This is a genomic window from Bacteroides sp., from assembly GCF_028690125.1.
Lineage (GTDB): Bacteria > Bacteroidota > Bacteroidia > Bacteroidales > Bacteroidaceae > Bacteroides.
Genome location: NZ_JAQVBV010000055.1, coordinates 1 through 18,972 on the forward strand (window position 1 = coordinate 1; position 18,972 = coordinate 18,972).

The following is an 18,972-nucleotide window of genomic DNA, read 5'->3' on the forward strand; positions in this document are numbered from 1 at the left end:
CAGACTCCAGTTCTCAATAAGATAAGTTTCTGCATCTACAAGATTCTGCGCAGCATAATAATCCGGAGTTGGAATATGATACTTCATCATAAACTTTTTAGAGAAAACTTTACTATGCTCGATGAGCGAGGCTTTTTGAGAAGCTCCAAATACGTTGTAGCCATTCTGTGAAAAGAAATCGGCATCTCCTGCAATCAATTCAGTCGGGCTTAGAATTAAAACATTATCGGGTTGAAACTCTTCCGCAAAAGATAGGGCATCATTTCGTGATTTGATACTGTAAACTTCTGGTTCTCTGAGCATTAAAGCATTGGTACCATGGACTAAGCAGCGAACATCTACGTCAGTATTGTGATCAAATTTTAATGCTCGTAAAGTAGCGTGCTCTCGCCCATTCCCTGAACCATAAAGCAATATTTTACGACGTTGCATTTATTATTCCTTAAATGGTGGATAATAGTCATCAAGCCAAATGGTCTCTGGAGCATTCATCAGATCTGTTTGTGATCTGAGGTAATGGCCTTCAAAATAATTCTTAGGCCCATCGCTCACAACGATATGCATGATTAATGGAATGTCTATTTCGGTAGGCTCTTCAAAATCGAGAGGCTTCGCTATTTTGATATACTTTAATGAAAAGTATTTCATTGCAGATGGATTGAGATGGTCATGCATGATTTGAATAATCTTCTCAGAATTAGCTAATCCACCCGCAATGGCTTTTCTACCTACTTCTAATGCTTCATATACTCTTTGAAATTCCAAAATTTTTGCTTCTGGTTGATTCATGAGACGGGATGAAATCGCAATGCCACTTTTATATCTTACGCAGGGTACTTCGCGTACCTCTGTATCAATCAAGAGGTCTTTAACCGCTCGGTTGACCAATATTGTTTGTCCTATATCTTTCAGCCCCCAATATGTTCGCGTGGGTCTTGTGAAAATGATCCAACGTGTAGACATTGTTATCATTCCACGGAAAAGATAAGGAACAACAGTTCCATCAAGGCGTTTATAATAATCACCTTGATCAAAAAATGTACGATATTCAGAGGGATACATTTCTGATGTATCAGGGCATATTAAATGTGTTGCTCCAAATTTATGTGCTAAATCACAATCTGCTTCTGCATCATATTGATAGACGGAGCCTGGCGCTAACTGAGCAGCGTTTGGGTAAACACTGACTACAACACAGTCATTTTCTTTCGCTGCTATTTGAATGACTTTTCCATGCCCCTCATGCAGAGCACCCAAAGAATGTATAGAGCCGATGGTCTTACCTGAAGCTCGCAGAGCATTTAATCCCGCGCTCGCTTCAGAAAGAGAGTTCCAGCGTGTATAACCTTTGGTCATTTAGGGCCCGGTACAGCTAATGGTAATACTGAACAGCGTTGAGATGGCTCAATACGTGATTGATATGTATTATGTCTGTCAGGTTGCCATGATGCTACATCAACAGCAGTCTGTTCACCTGTTTCGAGATTTTTAATCTCATCAGCACCTTCTGAGGCAAACATGATATATGGGATTCCTTTACGGGTCGCATATCTGATCTGATTGCTGGTTTTTGTTTCCGGTTCGTGGAAAACTTCAACATTCACACTATTCTTACGCATAAGCTCGGCTTTACGCATCAGCTCATTTTGATCAGATTCTGGTGTATTAATAATTACAACGTGAGTTGGGCTTTTCTCACCGAGTTTAATCCTACCTTCTTTTAACAATTTGCCGAAGATCCGTGTAAGGCCAATTGAAATACCTACACCTGGCAAGCTTCTATTGAGGTAAGTACCAACCAAATTCTCATAGCGACCACCGGCAAAGATAGTAGGGAAGTCTGGGTAGTCTCCCAATTTCCCTTCATAAACTGTGCCTGTATAGTAATTGAGACCACGTGCAATAGACATATTTGCAATAACCGAACCTTTAGGAAGGTCTGATAAGCGATCCATGACGTATTTTAACTCTTCTATACCTTGATCTAATAAGGCGCTGGACACTCCCAGTGCGCGGATTTGATCAATAAAGCCAGTATCTTCAGAACGAATCTGGGCCAATTGCAAACATTTTTGAGCTACATCTTCAGTAAGTCCCATTTGAGACATTAACATTTGCTGCACACCAGATGGACCAATTTTGTCGATTTTATCAATGATTTGAATAGCCTTCATAGGGTCGGCAATTCCTAGACCTTCGTAATAGCCCTGAATGATTTTACGATTATTGACGTTTGTATGAACATTATCGATGCCGATGGTCTGAAGTATCTTGTGAACAATACGCGGCATTTCTGCATCAAAGTGGAAGGACACGGATCCTTGATCAATGACGTCAATATCTGCTTGAGTAAATTCACGATAACGGCCTTCTTGAGGACGTTCGCCACGCCACGCTTTTTGAAGTTGGAAGCGTTTAAATGGAAATTGAAGTGCAGAAAAATTTTGTGCAACATAACGTGCCATAGGTACTGTTAAGTCAAAATGTAGCGCAAGGCGTGGCTCATCTGCAGTTTGCTCACCACTTAATCTTCTCAGTGCATAAATTTCTTTATCTGCATCATCCCCTTTAGCTTGAATAACACTTACTTCTTCTACAGAAGCTGGTTCGATGGAGGCATAACCATAACTTTCGAATGTACGACGCATAATATCTATCCATTGAAGCTCGACACGGCGTGCTTCAGGAAGCCATTCAGGGAAACCGCTAACAGGTTTTGGAACTTTTGACATTTTCTCTCTCTTACTTTCTATCGTTTTTAGACATTAGATATTTTTATTTTTCTTACAAGTATTTTATAAATTTAAGGCTTCTGGCTAGGTAATCCCATGGTCTGCGTTATACGTTGAGATAGTTCTTTTACATATATTTCTGAACTTTTTTCCTCTGTATCACCTAGTATTGTCAAGTGAGTATAGCCTTCGCTCGCAACCTTTTTAATTGCTTTAGCAAGGTTGGCAGGAATGCCTCCATATACAACAGAGAATCCCTTTTCTCCAAGATGTTGTAAAGCTTGTGTAACAAAATGGTCGGAGGCTCCTAAATTAAGAACCATTATTTTATTCTCAGGACTGGGCAATGATGGAATAGGTATGTTTTGAGAAATAGCCTCAACACCTGTAGCCACGCTACGTAGAGTTTGAATACGAGAGTCAAAAGCCTGGCCAAAATTATTATATTGTCCGCCATCGCCTAAATGGATTCCCTCTTGTGTCAAGAAGCGTACTGCATATCCGCTGACTGTCTCAACACTATGAAGGTTAGTTGTATCAATAATAACATCCGCACCTGTATATCTTTTAATAGCGAGTGCCATTTCATGAATATGTTGATAAGGGGCTTGTCCTAATCTTTGTAATGTTAGAACATCTAATAAATCAGGCAGGACATGCGGATTTGAAATCCGTTCCTTTAATAAATCTGCACGTTGCTCAAGCGTTGAAAATTGCAGGCTATGCAGAAAATCAGGCATTTCTTCGTTTGAAATGCCTCCATCATTTAGCATAGTGCGCAATGCCTTAAAATCATTGATGAAGACTTGAATCGTCAGATTTGATTTTTTGCAAAGATTAGTCATTGCTCCAACCAATTGCAGAAGAGAAAAGTCGACAGCATTTGTTGGCAATGCTTCATTAATTGCCGCATAACCAATCTGGCTAAAGTGACGAGTAGGGCCATCTCTGTAACGGAATAAAGGGGCTACAAACCCCACGCGTGTCGCTTTCCCTTGCTGATTGCTATTGCAATAATTTCGAAGTACAGCTGGTGTTGAATCGCATGCCAAAAATAACTGACGTCCGGCTTTGTCGGCGAAATCAAATACTTTATCGCCAGCATTATTGGACGCTTTAGTAAAAGTATCGCGAAAGCCTAATGGCGATAATTCTAAGAGGTTTGCTCCGATGGATGATCCGACGGTGGTATGTGTTGATAAAACTTGTCTTTTGAATTGCACCCATTCTTCATCGCGATCAAAGAAGCCTCTGGGAAGTCTTAAATATTCATCATTTGTTGACATGTTGCATCCAAAAAAATAGGCATTCAATTTGTTTTGTTATGTAATTAGCATACAATCAATTAGATTGCAATTTATTTGTGATAATTAGAGTTTTATAATATTTAAGGAATAAGCTGCCTTAATAAAGCTCTATAAGCGCTTTGCATAGGCTCTTCCATTAAGTTATGCCCGCCCGCTACTTGGGTTATTTTTAATTGAGGAATGTGTTTCTGCATTTCTATGATTTGTAGCGGTGGAGCATCAAGATCTAAAAAGCCATGTAATGCTTCAATAGGTATTGTTACTTTTTCGAAGCCCTCCACAAGCGATAGCGGAGGCGATATAAAAAAGTCTCCAACAACATAATGAAAAAATATTTTTGCTTTCGCAATTTCTTTTGGCCCAATCGCAGCACGATTAACAGCAACCGGAGAGAGGCGGGTTATTTTTGCCGCTACACAATTAAATCGATAAACAATTTCTGTTAACACATCTACATCTGCATTGGGATCATTGAGTGTATCAAGAATCCATGTGGAAACTGGTTTTTGTTCATGCTGAGGGCGTAAATTCTCAAATGCAGCAATTTCCTCAGGTATAAAGATACGAACGCCGCCATATGCCCAATCTTGATTTTCTGGGTGTCCACCAAAATATGCCGATACAAATACTTTTTCACATTTATCAGGGAAAAGTCGTGCATATTGAAGTGAAAGAGTGCCTCCCCATGAGTGTCCCGCAACGATCCATTTCTCTAATTGCAAATGTTTTCTCAGGCGCTCAGCATCGCGCAGAATATCTATTGTTGTATTTTTTTCAATAGATCCAAATGGTTCAGAGCGACCTGTCCCTCTCTGATCAAATGTGATAAAATTGATTTTTGTTAAATCAAATAAGTGGAGATAATCCTCATTAAATCCCCCCCCTGGTCCGCCATGAAAGAAAAGCAGAGGCTTGCCATTTGGATTACCAAAAGTGCGCCAATAAACGGTATGCCCATCTTGTTCTTCTAAAAAACCATCATTGATATGATTTGTCATCTATTTATCTGCTTTCTATTAAGTTGCTTCATAATGTAGCAATAACATTTGCGTCGTTAAAACCCCGATCAAAGTTTGAACCTCTAAAGCATGTTTAAATGGTTCGGATGGCTCAGGAGTTTTTATCTTGTTCAATAATGCCAGTACCGCATCTTCTCTAAAAATATCAGTCTTTATTAATGCGTCATGACCCAGCCACTGGTCAAGTTTTTCAGGGCTGAGTAAAAATTTATTAATCGGCGTATTAAAGGCATATTTTCTTCTTTTAAGAATGGATTTCGGCAATAAATTTCGGAATCCTTCACGAAGGATATATTTTTCTTTATGCAGATTCATTTTAAAATGTGGAGGAATCTTTAAGAAAAAATCAATCAGTCTGTTATCTAAATATGGGAGACGAGCCTCCAAACTATTAACCATCGGATTGCGGTCTGCCTTCCATAAGGTCCAAGATGGAAGACGTGTGTGCATTTCTAAATAAATAGCTTTGTTAAGAGGTGCGATATTTTTTATGTGTTCTTGAGCGTGTGCGCAAATATTGGCAATGGGGCCATCTTTATCTAAAGGATCCCTACCTGGATACTTTAGAAGAGGAAATGAGATGTTTTGGTTAAGTCGCCATATAGCATACCAAGGTGGAATAAACCCAAATAAACCAATAGGCTTTGATTTTTCATCAATCATTACTTTTTTATAATGAGTATGAAAATCTTTTGGGTAGCCAAGATTAGATAAAATTTTGTTGAATATCCATCCTGTTCCAGGAATATGCGCAATCCTTCTTCGCCAAGCATCAGCCATAAAATGATCATATCCTCCGAGCATTTCGTCAGCACCATCCCCAGTTAAAACTACCTTAAAACCCGTTTTGCTAGTTGTCGAAGAGAGTAATTGATTGGCTACGTCTAATGTAAAAATCTGAGGCTGTTCGACGCGAATAACGGCATCATATAAATTTTCTAATGTGATATTATCGGCTTGGACTTTATGAAGCTGCACGTTCGATTTTTCTGTGACTTCAGTCGCATATCTCATCTCATCAAATTTTGCTTGGGAGAAACTCAATGAGAATGCTTTTAAATCAGGCCGGCGCAAAGCAATTGCGGCCGTAACTGCAGAGGAGTCAATTCCACCACTAATATAGCAAGCCACCGGAACGTCTGCATCAATATGTGTTCCTATGACGTCGAGAAATAAACTTTCAAATTCTTCTCTTATTTGCTTTCCACTATAGCTGCTATACTCATTATGTTTAGGGAACGATGGCTTCCAATAAGGAGAGCAAGAAAGCTTATGGTTGGCTAAATCATAAATACCAATTTCACCAGGTTTAAATGAATATATATTTTTTAAAACTGTATCGGGCTCCATCGGATAACCAAATGTCAGAAAGTCGGCAATAGATTGACGATTAATTTGACGAGGTACTTTAGGATGTCTGAGCAAAGCCCTGATTTCAGATCCGCCAATAAAAATATTTTCATCGATATATGTGACTAGAGGTTTAATACCCAGACGATCCCGAACAATATAAATTTTATTGTGGCGTAAATCATAAAGAATAATCGAGAACATTCCATCAAGCTTTAGGAAACAGTCAGCACCATATTCTTCGAATAAATGAGGGATTACGGCGCCATCAGATTTATTCCCTAGAATATGCCCTTTATTCTCAAGAGTTGTTCGTAAGAATTTATGATTGTATATTTCACCATTAAAAATGACGACAATATCTTTGGTCTCATTGAAGAGTGGTTGTTGGCCACCTTCGGGATCAATAATAGCAAGACGCGTATGACCAAGTCCTACGTTATTATGCGTCCATGTATCCTGATGATCAGGCCCGCGATGTTTCAGACCATTTGTAATATGGGATATTACAGAAACTTCTATGGGTTGGTTGTCCCGGTTAATAAGAAACGTAATACCGCACATGATAAGTTTAACTAACTTGCATAATCATTATGTAATGTTTAAGTAATGGGTTCACAATATACTTGATTTGTTAGAAATAGAAGAAAATAATTTTAGGGGGTTAAAATGAGAGTATTAGTTGTTGGGGCAGGGGCGCTAGGAGCTTATTACGGCTCTCTTCTATCAAAAGCTGGACACCATGTGCATTTTATTGCAAGAGGCAATAATCTAGTAGCTTTACAGTCTAAAGGAATACGTATTGTAAGCGATATAGACGGTTTTGAGTTAAACCACGTTGAGGTATCGGAAAGAGTCCCTGATAGCTTTCTCCCGGATATTGCTCTTGTAACTGTTAAAAACTATGACCTAGAGAATGCCTTAGAGATATGTCACAGAATAGGCGAGAATGCTGCGATATTAACTTTGCAAAATGGCTTATGGGCGCATGAGGCAGCCGCCCATTCTTTTCCTGATAATTTAATACTTCCGGGACTTACATATGCGACGCTCACTCTAGAAGATCCAGGTGTTGTACGACAATGTGGTGGTAAGCCACTTATCCAATTTGGTTCAAATAATGGTATAACAGAGAAGGTAAATTTCTTTGCTGTGGCTTTTAAGGAGTCTGGAATTAATACTCAAGTGAGTGAAAATATTCATGTAAATTTATGGGAAAAATTTTCTTTCATTTGTGCCCTCAGCAGCGTGACAAGTGCATTCCAGTCGAGTATTGGATCAATTCGAGACAATCCATTACAATGGAATAGCTTTTGTGAAGCTATGAAAGAATCTGTGGGGGTTGCGAGAATATATCAACCTGATCTACCAAATGATTTGCTTCACATACATTTAGAAAATGCAAAAAAGCTAGCGTATACTTCCCGCAGCTCTATGCTAGATGATCTTTTGAAAGGCCGAAAAATCGAATTGCCATGGCTTTCAGAAGATTTAATCTTGAGGGCGAAAAAGGTCAATTTTTTAACTCCCATGACATTGTCATTAGTTAAATCTATTCGAGAGAGCAATGTAGCTTAAGTAATATTCTTTCTATTTAATATAAAGTAGTTGTTTGACAGATTTCTTTTGATTATGTTATATATTCCTACAAATCATCATTAGCGGAGAAATCTATGAGCGTTCTGAAGATTAAAGTTGGACAAGAAGTTCCCCCAATACAAATTACACGTTGGGCGGATATGCTTGAAAACGAAGTGTTGTCCGTACCATCAGGGGTCAGACCCATAAAAATGTGTAATAGTGATGGGACAGGTTCTCCTTTGGTTAAGATTGATAAATTCGGTGCTGACGTTATTAGATTTCCAGCTGGCCAAGGCGTAATGAACCATACTCATGAAGGAGCTCATATTCTTTTTGCGATTAAGGGTACAGGTTTTGTAGAGTATGATGGTGTTGATTATGCTTTAGAGCCGGGTGTTTGTTATTTAGTGCCAAGCATGGTTGATCATGCGATTAAAGCAACCACGGAACTCATCCTGATTGCTGTAGGAAATGATCATAGAGCTTTAGATAGTGTAGAGCGCATGGAGCCTGTCTATCATAATAAAAAATAATTTACATACGTTTTTGTAGGGGATGTAATTCTATTTGAGTAATAAAAGCTTGGGGGGAAGCTGCGAAGTGGTTCAGCGTTGGACGGTTGAGGATTTAAATCCTGATTTTCTATTTGAAGTAACTTATAATAGAGACATTGAAACATCAGCACGATTTTCATGGCCTATTCCTAACATGTTGAATGCTGATGGAGAACCCTTGGTTCTTCATCCTTGCATAGCCCCCAAAACTGAAAAGGATGGAAGTATATTTATTGACCCAAGTACAGGGCGTAAGGACTATCGTTTTTATTTCAAAAACCATAAGGATAATACAGCACAGGGTGTTAAGATTGACGGCACCGGCTGTATTTTGTTTATGTCTCCAAGTGAATCAAAATCTAGAAAAATAAAAGAAATCATTAGATCCTTAGGCGCCAATATAGAAGGCTGCTCCCCACAATCGATTGAAGATGCTTTAGAGCAGATATATTTAGCTACGGGTATAGGGGATCGTTGGAATGAAACGAAAAAGACACTCGGGGCAAAATATGATGCTTTTGAGGATGTAGAGGATCAATATTTTGGAAGATTTCTCTATAAAGATGAAATATCTTCAGCTGTATATTTAGGAGGAGAAGGACTTTTTGATGGCCCTGCTGAGAGTGATCAACTTTTTCATGGCGGGACATTTATTATCTTCCCTGGGAAAACTATCGAAGATACTCGGAATATTATTGCCAAATATGTTCCTGAAAGAAAAAAGGAAACATCAGGCGGTGCAAAACATGTCGCTTATGATGTATTCTTAACAACACGTCGCTTACCAGATGGAACCCCGATTGTCCCTAGTCTGCTTAAAAGACAAGATGAACCAAATCGCAGATATTATAAACCTACAGCGAGCGCTGGATTTTCCGATTATTCTCCTGAAATAGAAGCAGTAGAAAGACAATGGATCGCAAAAATACAGGGTGTCTTTGAATTATATGGTTATCCTCGTATTAAAACAAAGGCAGTAGAGGAGTTGCATGTTTTAAGATTAGAAGAAGGTGATAGGAAACCTAGCCAGATATTCGCAATCCAAAAATCTTTCTCAGGTGCAGCATCAGGAAATGGTACAAAAGAAGAATTATATGGTTTAAGGTATGATCATACTGTTCCTCTCGCAAGATATATGGCGGAAAACTCTGGCAGCGCTGCGATTATTCTTCCTTTTAAAACCGCAAGAATAGGGCCGGTATGGAGAAACCAAGAAATAACACGTGGGCAATATAGAGAATTTATTCAAGCCGATATCGATGTTGTTGGTGATGGTTATGTTCCAATAGAATATGATGCAGAATTCCCGCGTATTATGTGTGATGTGGCTAATGAACTGGGTATTGGTTCAATTGAATTAGGAATTAGCAATCGTAAAATTACGAAAGGTTTCTTTTCTTCTCTTGGGTTCGATGATGAATTAACTGAAAAAATCATAAGAGTCATTGAAAAAAGGGACATCCTGGGATGGCAAGGAATCCAAGCGCAATTATATAACTTGTTTAAGACTGATAAGGTTTTGGCAACTCGCTGTTTAGATTTTGCCATGATTAAATCCTCAACCTCCTCATTTGCTGACGAAGTATTGCGTCTGGCTAAGCCAAACAAACTGCTTGAGGATGGAATCGAAGAATTGATGTTGGTAATGGATAGGCTACAAGACATTCAAACAGGTACGGTTCAGGCAGATATGTCAGTTGTACGCGATATGAATTATTATACCGGAACTGTTTATGAAGGACGTTGTAAAGATAGCCCAACTTATCCTCCTATTATTGTTGGAGGCCGATACGATAATCTAGTCGGGCATTTTATGAAAGAAAGTCGCCCAGGAGTGGGTGCCTCATTTGAGGTAACCCGTGCTATTGATTTGATGCGTGACTCCAAAAGATTACCATTAATGTCTGCCACACCGACAAAGGCACTTATTGTTTACAATAGTAATGCATATGCTATGCACGCTGAAATGATTGCTCATAACTTAAGAGCTACAGGAAGTTCTATTGAAATAGCCTATGGTGCGGGATCATTAGAAGATAAACTGCATTATGCAAGAGCCAAGAATATTCCGAATGTTGCTATTATTACTGATGTTGGGCAACTCGAAGTTATTAATATGGCTGACATGGCTAGAAGATTAGTCCCATCAAATGATTGGGTTCCAAAATAAATGGCTATTTTATTATTTTAGCACACTGTCCAAATCAATTTGGTCATATATTGCGTATGGTTTTTTATAGTAAGTAGCCCATTCTCTATCACCATAAGAAAAGTGCCACCACTCTCCGTCAAATGGAGCAAAGCCCAAGCCAAGCATGGTTTGTCTTAGCTTTTGTCTGTTATCCCAAACTTGCTTTGAAAGGAAAGGATTAAAAGTATAGCTTTCTTTCTCGAAATTATGTGCTGGGGTACCCATATCTAATTCTTTACCATCTTTGTCGATAATTCTCACATCAACGGCGCCTCCGGTAGGATGCCCAGCTACTTCAGGAACAGCAACCAAACGGTGAATGGCTTCGTTCAATTCATCTTCAGAGGTCGGAGGATTAGGTTGGTTACTAATAATATGTCTAAATTCTTCGTAGCTATTTTTTTGGACAGCGAGTGATCTGTATCCGTATACGATATCTAAAACACAACCATCTATTAGGTCCGCAATCATTAACTGAGCTTTTTTTAATTTTTCGGAGACACCAGCCCGTACAAAGATATCATCGCCCGTTGAAGGAGGGATAAGTCCATCGAGTAGGGTAAATTTCACCCCACTCTTTTTAAGTGAAACCATAGGCTCATGATTTTCTGCAACGGGAGTAGATTTGAGGTCTTTGTATGTTAAAAATTTTTCTTCTAAAAGAACGAAGAGTTCATCTTTGGTCATTATATTACGATACTTTCAAAAATGAGCTTAAGCGATTGCTGCTTGTGGAGCTGCAGTTGTTAGAGCGACCTCAGGCGAGGCTATATGCATACGGCCATCAAATAATATTTCGATAGGCCCGTTCACTGTGGCGCTCTCAAATTTCTCTTCATCACGATTAATCGAAACCAATAGATCCATTCCGCTAGGTTGAGTGATTTTAAGGTTTTTAACAGATGAACCAGATTCTTTTGCAACCATTATACCAATAGAAGTTGATCCGCTACCGCAACCAGTTTCATAATAAAGAGTCCCTGTATCTCTTACATATACAAATGGCTCAACTTTAAATGAATTTTCCGATTGTCTATCGATGATCATCACTCCGGATGCTGGATATCTATCAGATAGGCCTTTTTCCCGAAGAGCATTCAAAGCCATTGCTTTTTGCTGTTCAGTATCTTGTTGAGACAAGATTGTTGCGCCTAGTACACTATCTTTGGCAGTTATAATGAAAGATATACCATCAAGATGAACAATGTAGTCATCTCCTGAAGGCTGTGCAGAATTTAAATCCTCTTTCACGGGCAAAGAGGTTTGGGCCATTCCACTTTCAACAACGACGGACATAGGTTGTGATGCGCCAGAAATTTCCAAAAAGGCTTGTCCATCTCGTCCTTCTCTGACAAGATATCCTAATGATCTTGTTGCGTTTCCGCAGAACTCACCTCCGGCCATTTGACCACGAACAAGACCATTTTGGCCACGTTCAACAAACATGACTTGTTCAATTCCAGGATAAGTACTTTGAATTCTTTTAGATAAAGTGCCTTGTTCTTCGCGCGGGATGTCATCCCATACGATAGCAGTATCGTTTCCACCTGGGCGTACTATAGTTACTCTCTCCAGTACAGTCTTATTCGAAGCTGTGTTTGCATCTAGGTCAAACTTATAAAATGATCGTGTATCTTGGGTCATAGTTCCATCCGCTCTTGGGCCGCTAACATTCTGGAATAAACCAGCAATAACAACGCCGCCAGCCTTATTTACAGCGCTAATTTGTTTATAGTTGTAGACACTTGTCCTTAGAATAAGAGACTCATATCCCTCTTGTTGACAAGCTGAAAGTAAAATCGCTTTCATTCTCGCCGAGATCCCATTTTTACGAAGATTTTCAGCAACACCATCTTCGGCAAAGTATGATGAACAATTTATATCAATATTTTTACTCACAAGGGCTGCCACGTTAAATTCCGACTTAAGAGGAACTGCGGTTACAAATGCCACTGGCTTATCTGTATCATCCTTAGCAACAAATATTATTCCGCCACTTTCAAAATAGGATAAAAATATATCTATGACTTCGTCAGTAGTAAATTTTTCATTATAAGGTGGGGCTGCAAATACTCTTTGATATAAATCATTCAACCCAGACTCTAGAACATTTTTTAATTCGGCACTAGTTTCAATTCTGCGAACTTTCACTGAAGGCTGTAGCTCTTTATTCATGCTCATAAACTCATTGTATCTCAGATGTTAGCGCTTCGAACTGCGTTGCCGTATCCTAGGCGGGTTCTTAATGGGCATTCGATTATTTCTAATAATACAACACACATTAAAATAATTTGGAAGAAAAATTTCCTCTAAAAAATGAAGTGTTTTTTTCCAAACCTTTTCGCATTTATTTCTTAATCGCTGTGTTTTTGTATTAACAAAGTAACTCAAAATAAAGAGGGTGTCAAAACCCGTTATGCTTCTAAATTTCTCTGACTGGAGCAGTTAAGCTTAGAGATATTGCCGTTTTTGAAAATATAGGTGATTACCGCCGCAGTTTTTAATTTTAATAAACATATCGATTGTCCTGTGTCCTAGGACTGAGGTGAGGTGGTCTGCTATCTGTGAACTCAGGTCTTTGAGTGCAATTTCGCTCACAAAAGCCTTGGCGTTCGTGCTTAGAGTTTCAATACGTCGTTCTCTCTCTTTGCCTGATATTTCAGCCTCCATAGGGCTTAGCCCCTCTTTGAGAAACGGGGCATCACGAGATATGGTTAGATCAATGTCCTCGGAAAATCGCTCAATAAGGCCATAGGCTTTAGAGAGAGATGTCCCACCTTTAAATGTCAGATAGGGAGATAAAGTAGGCGATAGGAAAAGCCGTTTTAGTGTCCAACAGACCCAAAAATCCTTCTCAAGAATAATATTAGTTAAGCCTCTCTGGGAAGCTGCTTCTTGCAGGATGTCATGGCGTTCCTGATTAGGTAGTTGCGCGAATTTGTCCATATTTGGCCATCTTTATTTGTAAAATAATATCAGCTATCCACCCAGGAACCTGATGAGAGGCCTTTGTAAGATGTTTTACGTCTGCATCTGCTAAACGACTCGCACATTGTACAATGGTCTGTTGATCGACTCCATCCTTACCGAGATAGGAGAGAGCCTGAAGTGCCAGATTAACTGTATCCGGAATATTGTCTATTATTGGGACTCTCGCGTGTTTCAAGGTGATTATACGGCCCGCTAGGGACTTGTTTCTTGATTTGCCATTGGTCACAAAGACGGGTTTTGCAGAAACTTGTGTACTTAAGCCCAACATATTGGCGGCCGTTGCGCCAGAGGGCATAGCCTTGTCACCAGTTTTAGAGCTTATCGCCAGAGCGACTTTATCAGCAGCGGGCGAAAGTGTGCCAAGAACCGGATGTTTTTTAGGGAAATCAAATAAACCACGATCCAGCCGACGAATAACGCCAGACTTTACTAAGCGCGATAGGGTCTGATCGACGGCCGCGCGTGAGCCAACATCAAGGAAGTCTTTGGGTGTAAAAACCCAGCCGCGCTGTTTGGCGCGAATTCTCCTCAAAATGGTGTCTGAAATAGTCGTCATTTTTATACCTTTATAGTCAGATAATAACATATATATTTCTGACAGTCAAATATAGTAAAAATTTAGATAAATTATTTAATAACAGTGTGTTATATTAAATAAAATTAAAAGAGTGCTTTTTGAAAGTTTTGATGTGATAATATAGTCATATGAAAATATTTGCTCATTTTGTTCTCATTTTTATCAAAGAATCCTATCATTTTTCAACATTTATCCTATCGTTTGTGATAGGATTTAAAGGGGATCGTGAGAGGATTAATGAGCCATGCAAGTGACATCAAGACAGCAGTCTATTATCAATATAGTTGCCTCCAGAGGAGGTGCCTCTATTTCGGAGATAAAAGAAGACCTCGGTGAAGATGTCAGTATACCCACCCTGAACAGGGAACTCACCACGTTGATGGTAGGGAATTGTTTGACAAGAACGGGTAAAGGGAGGGCTACATTCTATAAAATTTCGCCTGTCTATAAAGTTTTTTCTCCTCTGAGCAACTCATCTGGATATTTTGATCAAGACCCTGATACGCGCAACGCGCAAACACATTTTAATCAGGAAGTGATATCTCTTTTGGGCGGCACTGATTTGTTTACTGCCTTAGAAAAAAAACATCTTGAGGTATTAAAACAGGAATATCAAAATAATATCTCCGATTATCCTCCGGCCCTATTCCAAAAGGAGCTGGAACGCTTAACGATTGAATTGAGCTGGAAATCTTCCCAGATAGAAGGAAATACATACTCTCTCCTTGAAACCGAGAGGCTCTTCCGGGAAAAAGAAGAGGCTAAGGGCAAGCCTAAAGAAGATGCAATCATGCTGCTCAATCACAAATATGCTTTAGACTATTTGTTAGCTCAGAAGGGCATAGCAGAAAAGCTAAATTTGAGATTACTGGAGGAGATCCACGCACTCCTTATCAAGGATCTAGATGTTGGGCGCAATATTCGCTCTCGTACCGTTGGCATCACAGGAACAGCATATAAACCGCTTGATAATCAATATCAGATTAAAGAGGCGATAGAGCATATGTGCAGAATCATTAACGCGAAAGATAACGGGTTTGAAAAAGCCTTGCTTGCTGTGATATTGATCTCATATATTCAGCCCTTTGAGGATGGAAATAAGCGTACGGGTCGGATGGTGAGTAATGCACTGCTTGTTACGGAAGGCATTTGCCCCTTATCATATCGTAGTGTGGATTCAATTGATTACAAAAAAGCCATGCTTTTGTTTTACGAACAAAATAATCTTGCTGCTTTTAAGAAAATATTCTTTGAACAAATAGAATTTAGCGTTAAAAATTATTTCCGGTAATAGAAGGCAGTAGCTCTTATTGCCATAGTAATTTATTAATAAGTTATGTTTAAGTAATTGATTTATAATAAAAATCTTCCAAAGTGATAATACTAATTATGGAAATTATTAAGAATCCAAGTAGGAGACTTACAACTTTTATAATGATAAATGTTGAACAAAATCCATTGATCTATGCAGAATACGCACAATCCTAATATGGTCGCTTAATATTCGATAAAAAATAACATGCTTATCTTTGGCAAGGCTGTGAAGTTCCTCTCGGATTTCTTTACGTTCACGACCAATTTCTGGGTTTCTAGAGATAATTTCAAACGTGTTATCAAAACCAGATACGTAAGAAACGGCCTGATCCAGGCCAAATTTTTCCAGCGTAAAATCAAATATATCCTCTAAGTCTGCATCTGCAGCTTGGGATAATATCACCTTTGTCATGGCAGAAATTATTCTTTCCGTGCTTTGGCTTTGGCAATGTCACGTGCACTGCGTTTGCTTATTTCTCCATCCCAGCCTTTTGCGATTTCTGCACGCAACTCTTCTATGACACGGTGTCTATAGACCTCGTGTAGTCTCAAAGCATCACGAACCAACTCACTGGCATTCTGAAAGTCGCCTGTCTTGATCTGAGATGCAATGTATTGTTCCTGTTTTTCAGTCAAACTAATATTCATGGCTTAATACCTCTTTTTACAAGTTTAGCAGCAAATTGACAAAATGTCCATATTTAGCAAAAATGGATAATATATGTTATGAATAATAAAGGAAAATAGTCCTAGTAGGGGGGTGTGACTCACGACTTTATTTGTCAGCGATTCTCGGAGATAATTGTCACTATAAGAAAGCCGAGTTGTTAAAGAGAGTAGAAAATCAGCACATTTGATGTCTTGCTCTCTAAGTTCTACTGACATTTAATTGTGTTATTTACTGACAATTATTTCTGCAAATCACAGGGATTACCGTAGAAATAGGTATCTTATTTCTAACAATTCTTGCTATAATAGGTAGTAACTAATTACTACCTATTATAGGCGGACAAAATGGAACCACCCCAGAAACTTTCAGCTGAAAAACGCAAAAACATAACGATTGAGACAGTTATTGAGCTTGCGGGCCAGCAGAATCCTAGCGAGATAACAACCGCAGCCATTGCAAAGCATATGGGCGTAACGCAAGGAGCCTTGTTTCGACATTACGCCACGAAAGATGATCTCTGGCAGGCTGTTATGGAGTGGGTTTCTATCCGTTTGCTTGATCGCTTGGAGGGAGCTGCGAGGGGAGCTTCTTCCCCGATAGAATCTATGAAAGCAATGTTTCTAAGCCACATAGAATTCGTTGCTGACCATCCGGGGGTGCCGCGCATGATGTTTGGTGAGCTTCAACGCTCTGCACCAACGCCTGCCAAACGCATGGCCCAGACACTCATTAAAAACTATAGGGAGCGGCTTTGTACCGTGATTGAGGAAGGAAAGAAATCGGGTGAAATATCACCTTCTCTTGATGCAGAAGCAGCCGCCGTTCTTTTTATTGGTATGGTACAAGGGCTTGTCATGCAATCTCTTATATCCGGTGATATGGGTTCTATGCGTGTAGCTGGCCCTTCATTGTTTGCAATCTATCAGCGTGGAGTCGCAGTAAAAGCATGAAAAAACTTTCTCCTATCACACGCAGAAAAATTGGAATCATACTTGTCTTGCTTCCGCTGGTTTTGACGTTTGTTTATGTGGGAGTCAGGTCAGGCCCTCTTGCTCCAGTTTCTGTGACAACGATAAAAGTTGATATCGAAGAGATTTCTCCCTCCTTGTTTGGAATAGGAACAGTTGAGGCTCGGTATTCCCACAAAATAGGACCGACAACGGCGGGGCGCATCAAGAATCTGAGTGTTGATGTCGGAGATACTGTTCAAGCTGGGCAATTGCTTGGCGAAATGGATTCCGTTGATCTCGAAAGCCGCTCATCATCTCAATCCGCAAACATTAGGCGGGCCGAGGCCCTTCTAAAGCAGTCCGAGGCAACATATGGCTACGCTCGTGATGAGGCCAAAAGAGCAGAAAAACTATTCCCTGCCGGAGCCGTGAGTAAATCTCTCCTTGATGCAAAGCGTCAAGAACTGCGAGTGGCCGAAACTGCTTGGATGGCCGCCAAGGAAGATCTCACTCGAACAAAATCAGATTATGATGCGATTGCAAACCAGCTTGATAACGCACAATTGATAGCTCCGATCGATGGTATTGTTGTTCTAAGAAATGCAGAAATCGGAACAACAGTTGTTGCGGGGCAGACGATCTATGAAATCATTGATCCTAAATCAATCTGGATCAACGCCAGATTTGACCAGATCAGTTCTTCGGGGCTAGAAAAGGGGCTCTCCGCACAGATTGTTCTTCGCTCAAGGAATGGGGAGTCTCTCATCGGCCATATTCTCTATGTCGAACCAAAAGCGGATTCCGTGACTGAAGAAACTTTGGCAAAGGTCATCTTTGACACGATCCCCAATCCCCTCCCTCCATTAGGAGAGCTTGCCGAAGTGACCGTAGAGTTACCCACTCTTCCTCCTTCCCCAACAATTCCGAATGCCTCTATCCAGAATGTAAATGGAAAAACAGGGGTCTGGGAAATAAAAGACGTGAATCTTTCTTTTGTTCCTGTAACTCTGGGAAGCGCAGATTTGGATGGACAGGTTCAGGTTAAGAACGGCCTGAAGGGAGGAGAGAACATTATTCTCTACAGCGAGAAACTCCTCTCCCATCTAAGCCGCATCCGTATAGTTGATAAAATCCATAAGGCCGAACCATGATTAGCCTTGCTGGCCGTGACATTCTTCATGCTTGGGGAAAATTCGTCTTTACTGGCATCGGGCTTGGCCTTCTGATCGGTGTTACGCTTGTTATGGCCGGAGTTTATCGCGGCATGGTCGATGATGGAAAGGCTTTGCTTGATAACAGTCGATCGGATTTGTGGGTTGTACAAAAAGATACACTAGGTCCTTATGCGGAATCATCAAGCATCAATGACGATATTTATCGCTCTATTCTGCTAATCCCCGGAGTTAACAAAGCCACAAATGTTACCTATCTGACCATGCAAGTTAGAAAGGAAACTCAAGATGTAAGAGCGATGGTTGTTGGAATCATGGCAAATTCCGAACCAACCTCGTCTGGCTGGCCCCCTTACCTCATCGCGGGGAGACATATAACACGATCTCATTACGAGGCCGTTGCCGATGTCAAAACAGGGTTTCATTTAGGAGACAAGATTGTCATTCGCCGCAACAAATATGAGGTGGTGGGGCTGACGCGACGCATGGTCTCTTCTAGCGGCGATCCCATGATCTTTATCCCGCTCAAAGATGCGCAGGAGGCGCAATTTCTGAAAGACAATG

18 protein-coding genes and 1 pseudogene are annotated in these 18,972 nt (G+C 40.0%); 7 read left to right on the top strand and 12 right to left on the bottom strand.

From position 1 onward, the window contains the following. From PHO71_RS22690 to asnB, 6 genes and pseudogenes are all read right to left on the bottom strand, one after another. Window positions 1-432, bottom strand: a pseudogene (locus PHO71_RS22690) (hypothetical protein); the annotation flags it as partial. Window positions 433-435: 3 nt separating this feature from the next. Then, complete coding sequence (locus tag PHO71_RS22695; protein WP_300207917.1) at window positions 436-1,356, bottom strand: pantoate--beta-alanine ligase; 921 nt, start codon at window positions 1,354-1,356, stop codon at window positions 436-438. After that, window positions 1,353-2,732 (bottom strand): histidine--tRNA ligase, encoded by a 1,380-nt coding sequence (gene hisS, locus PHO71_RS22700; RefSeq protein ID WP_300207919.1) that lies wholly within the window; start codon window positions 2,730-2,732, stop codon window positions 1,353-1,355. Before hisS ends, PHO71_RS22695 begins: the two co-directional genes overlap by 4 nt. Window positions 2,733-2,803: 71 nt before the next feature. Next, a complete protein-coding gene (locus PHO71_RS22705; protein ID WP_300207922.1) occupies window positions 2,804-4,018 on the bottom strand; it encodes an ATP phosphoribosyltransferase regulatory subunit in 1,215 nt (404 codons plus the stop codon). Window positions 4,019-4,119: 101 nt separating this feature from the next. Beyond that, entirely contained in the window at window positions 4,120-5,037 is a 918-nt protein-coding gene (locus PHO71_RS22710) for an alpha/beta fold hydrolase (RefSeq protein ID WP_300207924.1), read from the bottom strand. Window positions 5,038-5,055: 18 nt separating this feature from the next. After that, window positions 5,056-6,972, bottom strand: a complete 1,917-nt coding sequence (asnB, locus tag PHO71_RS22715) for an asparagine synthase (glutamine-hydrolyzing) (protein ID WP_300207926.1) — start codon at window positions 6,970-6,972, stop codon at window positions 5,056-5,058. Between the two features lie 105 nt (window positions 6,973-7,077). On the opposite strand from asnB, the gene PHO71_RS22720 reads away from it, so the two are divergent. From PHO71_RS22720 to PHO71_RS22730, 3 genes are all read left to right on the top strand, one after another. After that, window positions 7,078-7,986, top strand: coding sequence for a ketopantoate reductase family protein (locus PHO71_RS22720; protein WP_300207928.1), 909 nt, complete (start codon window positions 7,078-7,080; stop codon window positions 7,984-7,986). Between the two features lie 95 nt (window positions 7,987-8,081). Beyond that, entirely contained in the window at window positions 8,082-8,522 is a 441-nt protein-coding gene (locus PHO71_RS22725) for a cupin domain-containing protein (protein ID WP_300207930.1), read from the top strand. 34 nt (window positions 8,523-8,556) lie between these two features. Then, the gene (locus PHO71_RS22730; RefSeq protein ID WP_300207933.1) at window positions 8,557-10,713 is read left to right on the top strand and encodes a HisS family protein; all 2,157 of its coding nucleotides are present in this window, start codon (window positions 8,557-8,559) and stop codon (window positions 10,711-10,713) included. 12 nt (window positions 10,714-10,725) lie between these two features. Here the strand turns inward: PHO71_RS22730 and PHO71_RS22735 are convergent, their stop codons facing one another. From PHO71_RS22735 to PHO71_RS22750, 4 genes are all read right to left on the bottom strand, one after another. After that, entirely contained in the window at window positions 10,726-11,421 is a 696-nt protein-coding gene (locus PHO71_RS22735) for a M15 family metallopeptidase (protein ID WP_300207935.1), read from the bottom strand. A 27-nt stretch (window positions 11,422-11,448) separates the two neighbouring features. Further along, window positions 11,449-12,909 (bottom strand): hypothetical protein, encoded by a 1,461-nt coding sequence (locus PHO71_RS22740; protein WP_300207938.1) that lies wholly within the window; start codon window positions 12,907-12,909, stop codon window positions 11,449-11,451. 276 nt (window positions 12,910-13,185) lie between these two features. After that, window positions 13,186-13,680, bottom strand: coding sequence for a nucleotidyl transferase AbiEii/AbiGii toxin family protein (locus tag PHO71_RS22745; protein WP_300207941.1), 495 nt, complete (start codon window positions 13,678-13,680; stop codon window positions 13,186-13,188). Next, on the bottom strand, window positions 13,655-14,311 hold the full coding sequence (locus PHO71_RS22750; RefSeq protein ID WP_300207944.1) for a DUF6088 family protein: 657 nt from the start codon (window positions 14,309-14,311) through the stop codon (window positions 13,655-13,657). Before PHO71_RS22750 ends, PHO71_RS22745 begins: the two co-directional genes overlap by 26 nt. Before the next feature lie 235 nt (window positions 14,312-14,546). Here PHO71_RS22750 and PHO71_RS22755 point away from each other — a divergent pair, with 235 nt between their 5' ends. Next, on the top strand, window positions 14,547-15,593 hold the full coding sequence (locus PHO71_RS22755) for a Fic family protein (protein ID WP_300207947.1): 1,047 nt from the start codon (window positions 14,547-14,549) through the stop codon (window positions 15,591-15,593). Between the two features lie 138 nt (window positions 15,594-15,731). Here the strand turns inward: PHO71_RS22755 and PHO71_RS22760 are convergent, their stop codons facing one another. Both PHO71_RS22760 and PHO71_RS22765 read right to left on the bottom strand, forming a co-directional pair. Continuing rightward, complete coding sequence (locus PHO71_RS22760) at window positions 15,732-16,028, bottom strand: type II toxin-antitoxin system RelE/ParE family toxin (RefSeq protein WP_300207950.1); 297 nt, start codon at window positions 16,026-16,028, stop codon at window positions 15,732-15,734. Between the two features lie 8 nt (window positions 16,029-16,036). Continuing rightward, a complete protein-coding gene (locus PHO71_RS22765; protein WP_300207953.1) occupies window positions 16,037-16,264 on the bottom strand; it encodes a type II toxin-antitoxin system ParD family antitoxin in 228 nt (75 codons plus the stop codon). 366 nt (window positions 16,265-16,630) lie between these two features. On the opposite strand from PHO71_RS22765, the gene PHO71_RS22770 reads away from it, so the two are divergent. From PHO71_RS22770 to PHO71_RS22780, 3 genes are all read left to right on the top strand, one after another. Beyond that, window positions 16,631-17,236 (top strand): TetR/AcrR family transcriptional regulator, encoded by a 606-nt coding sequence (locus tag PHO71_RS22770; RefSeq protein ID WP_300207957.1) that lies wholly within the window; start codon window positions 16,631-16,633, stop codon window positions 17,234-17,236. Further along, window positions 17,233-18,387 carry an efflux RND transporter periplasmic adaptor subunit gene (locus PHO71_RS22775; RefSeq protein WP_300207959.1) on the top strand — a complete coding sequence of 385 codons (1,155 nt, stop codon included), beginning with the start codon at window positions 17,233-17,235 and terminating at the stop codon, window positions 18,385-18,387. Before PHO71_RS22770 ends, PHO71_RS22775 begins: the two co-directional genes overlap by 4 nt. After that, window positions 18,384-18,972 (top strand): ABC transporter permease (locus tag PHO71_RS22780; RefSeq protein WP_300207962.1); only part of this gene is annotated, 589 nt, incomplete at its 3' end. The genes PHO71_RS22775 and PHO71_RS22780, both read left to right, overlap by 4 nt.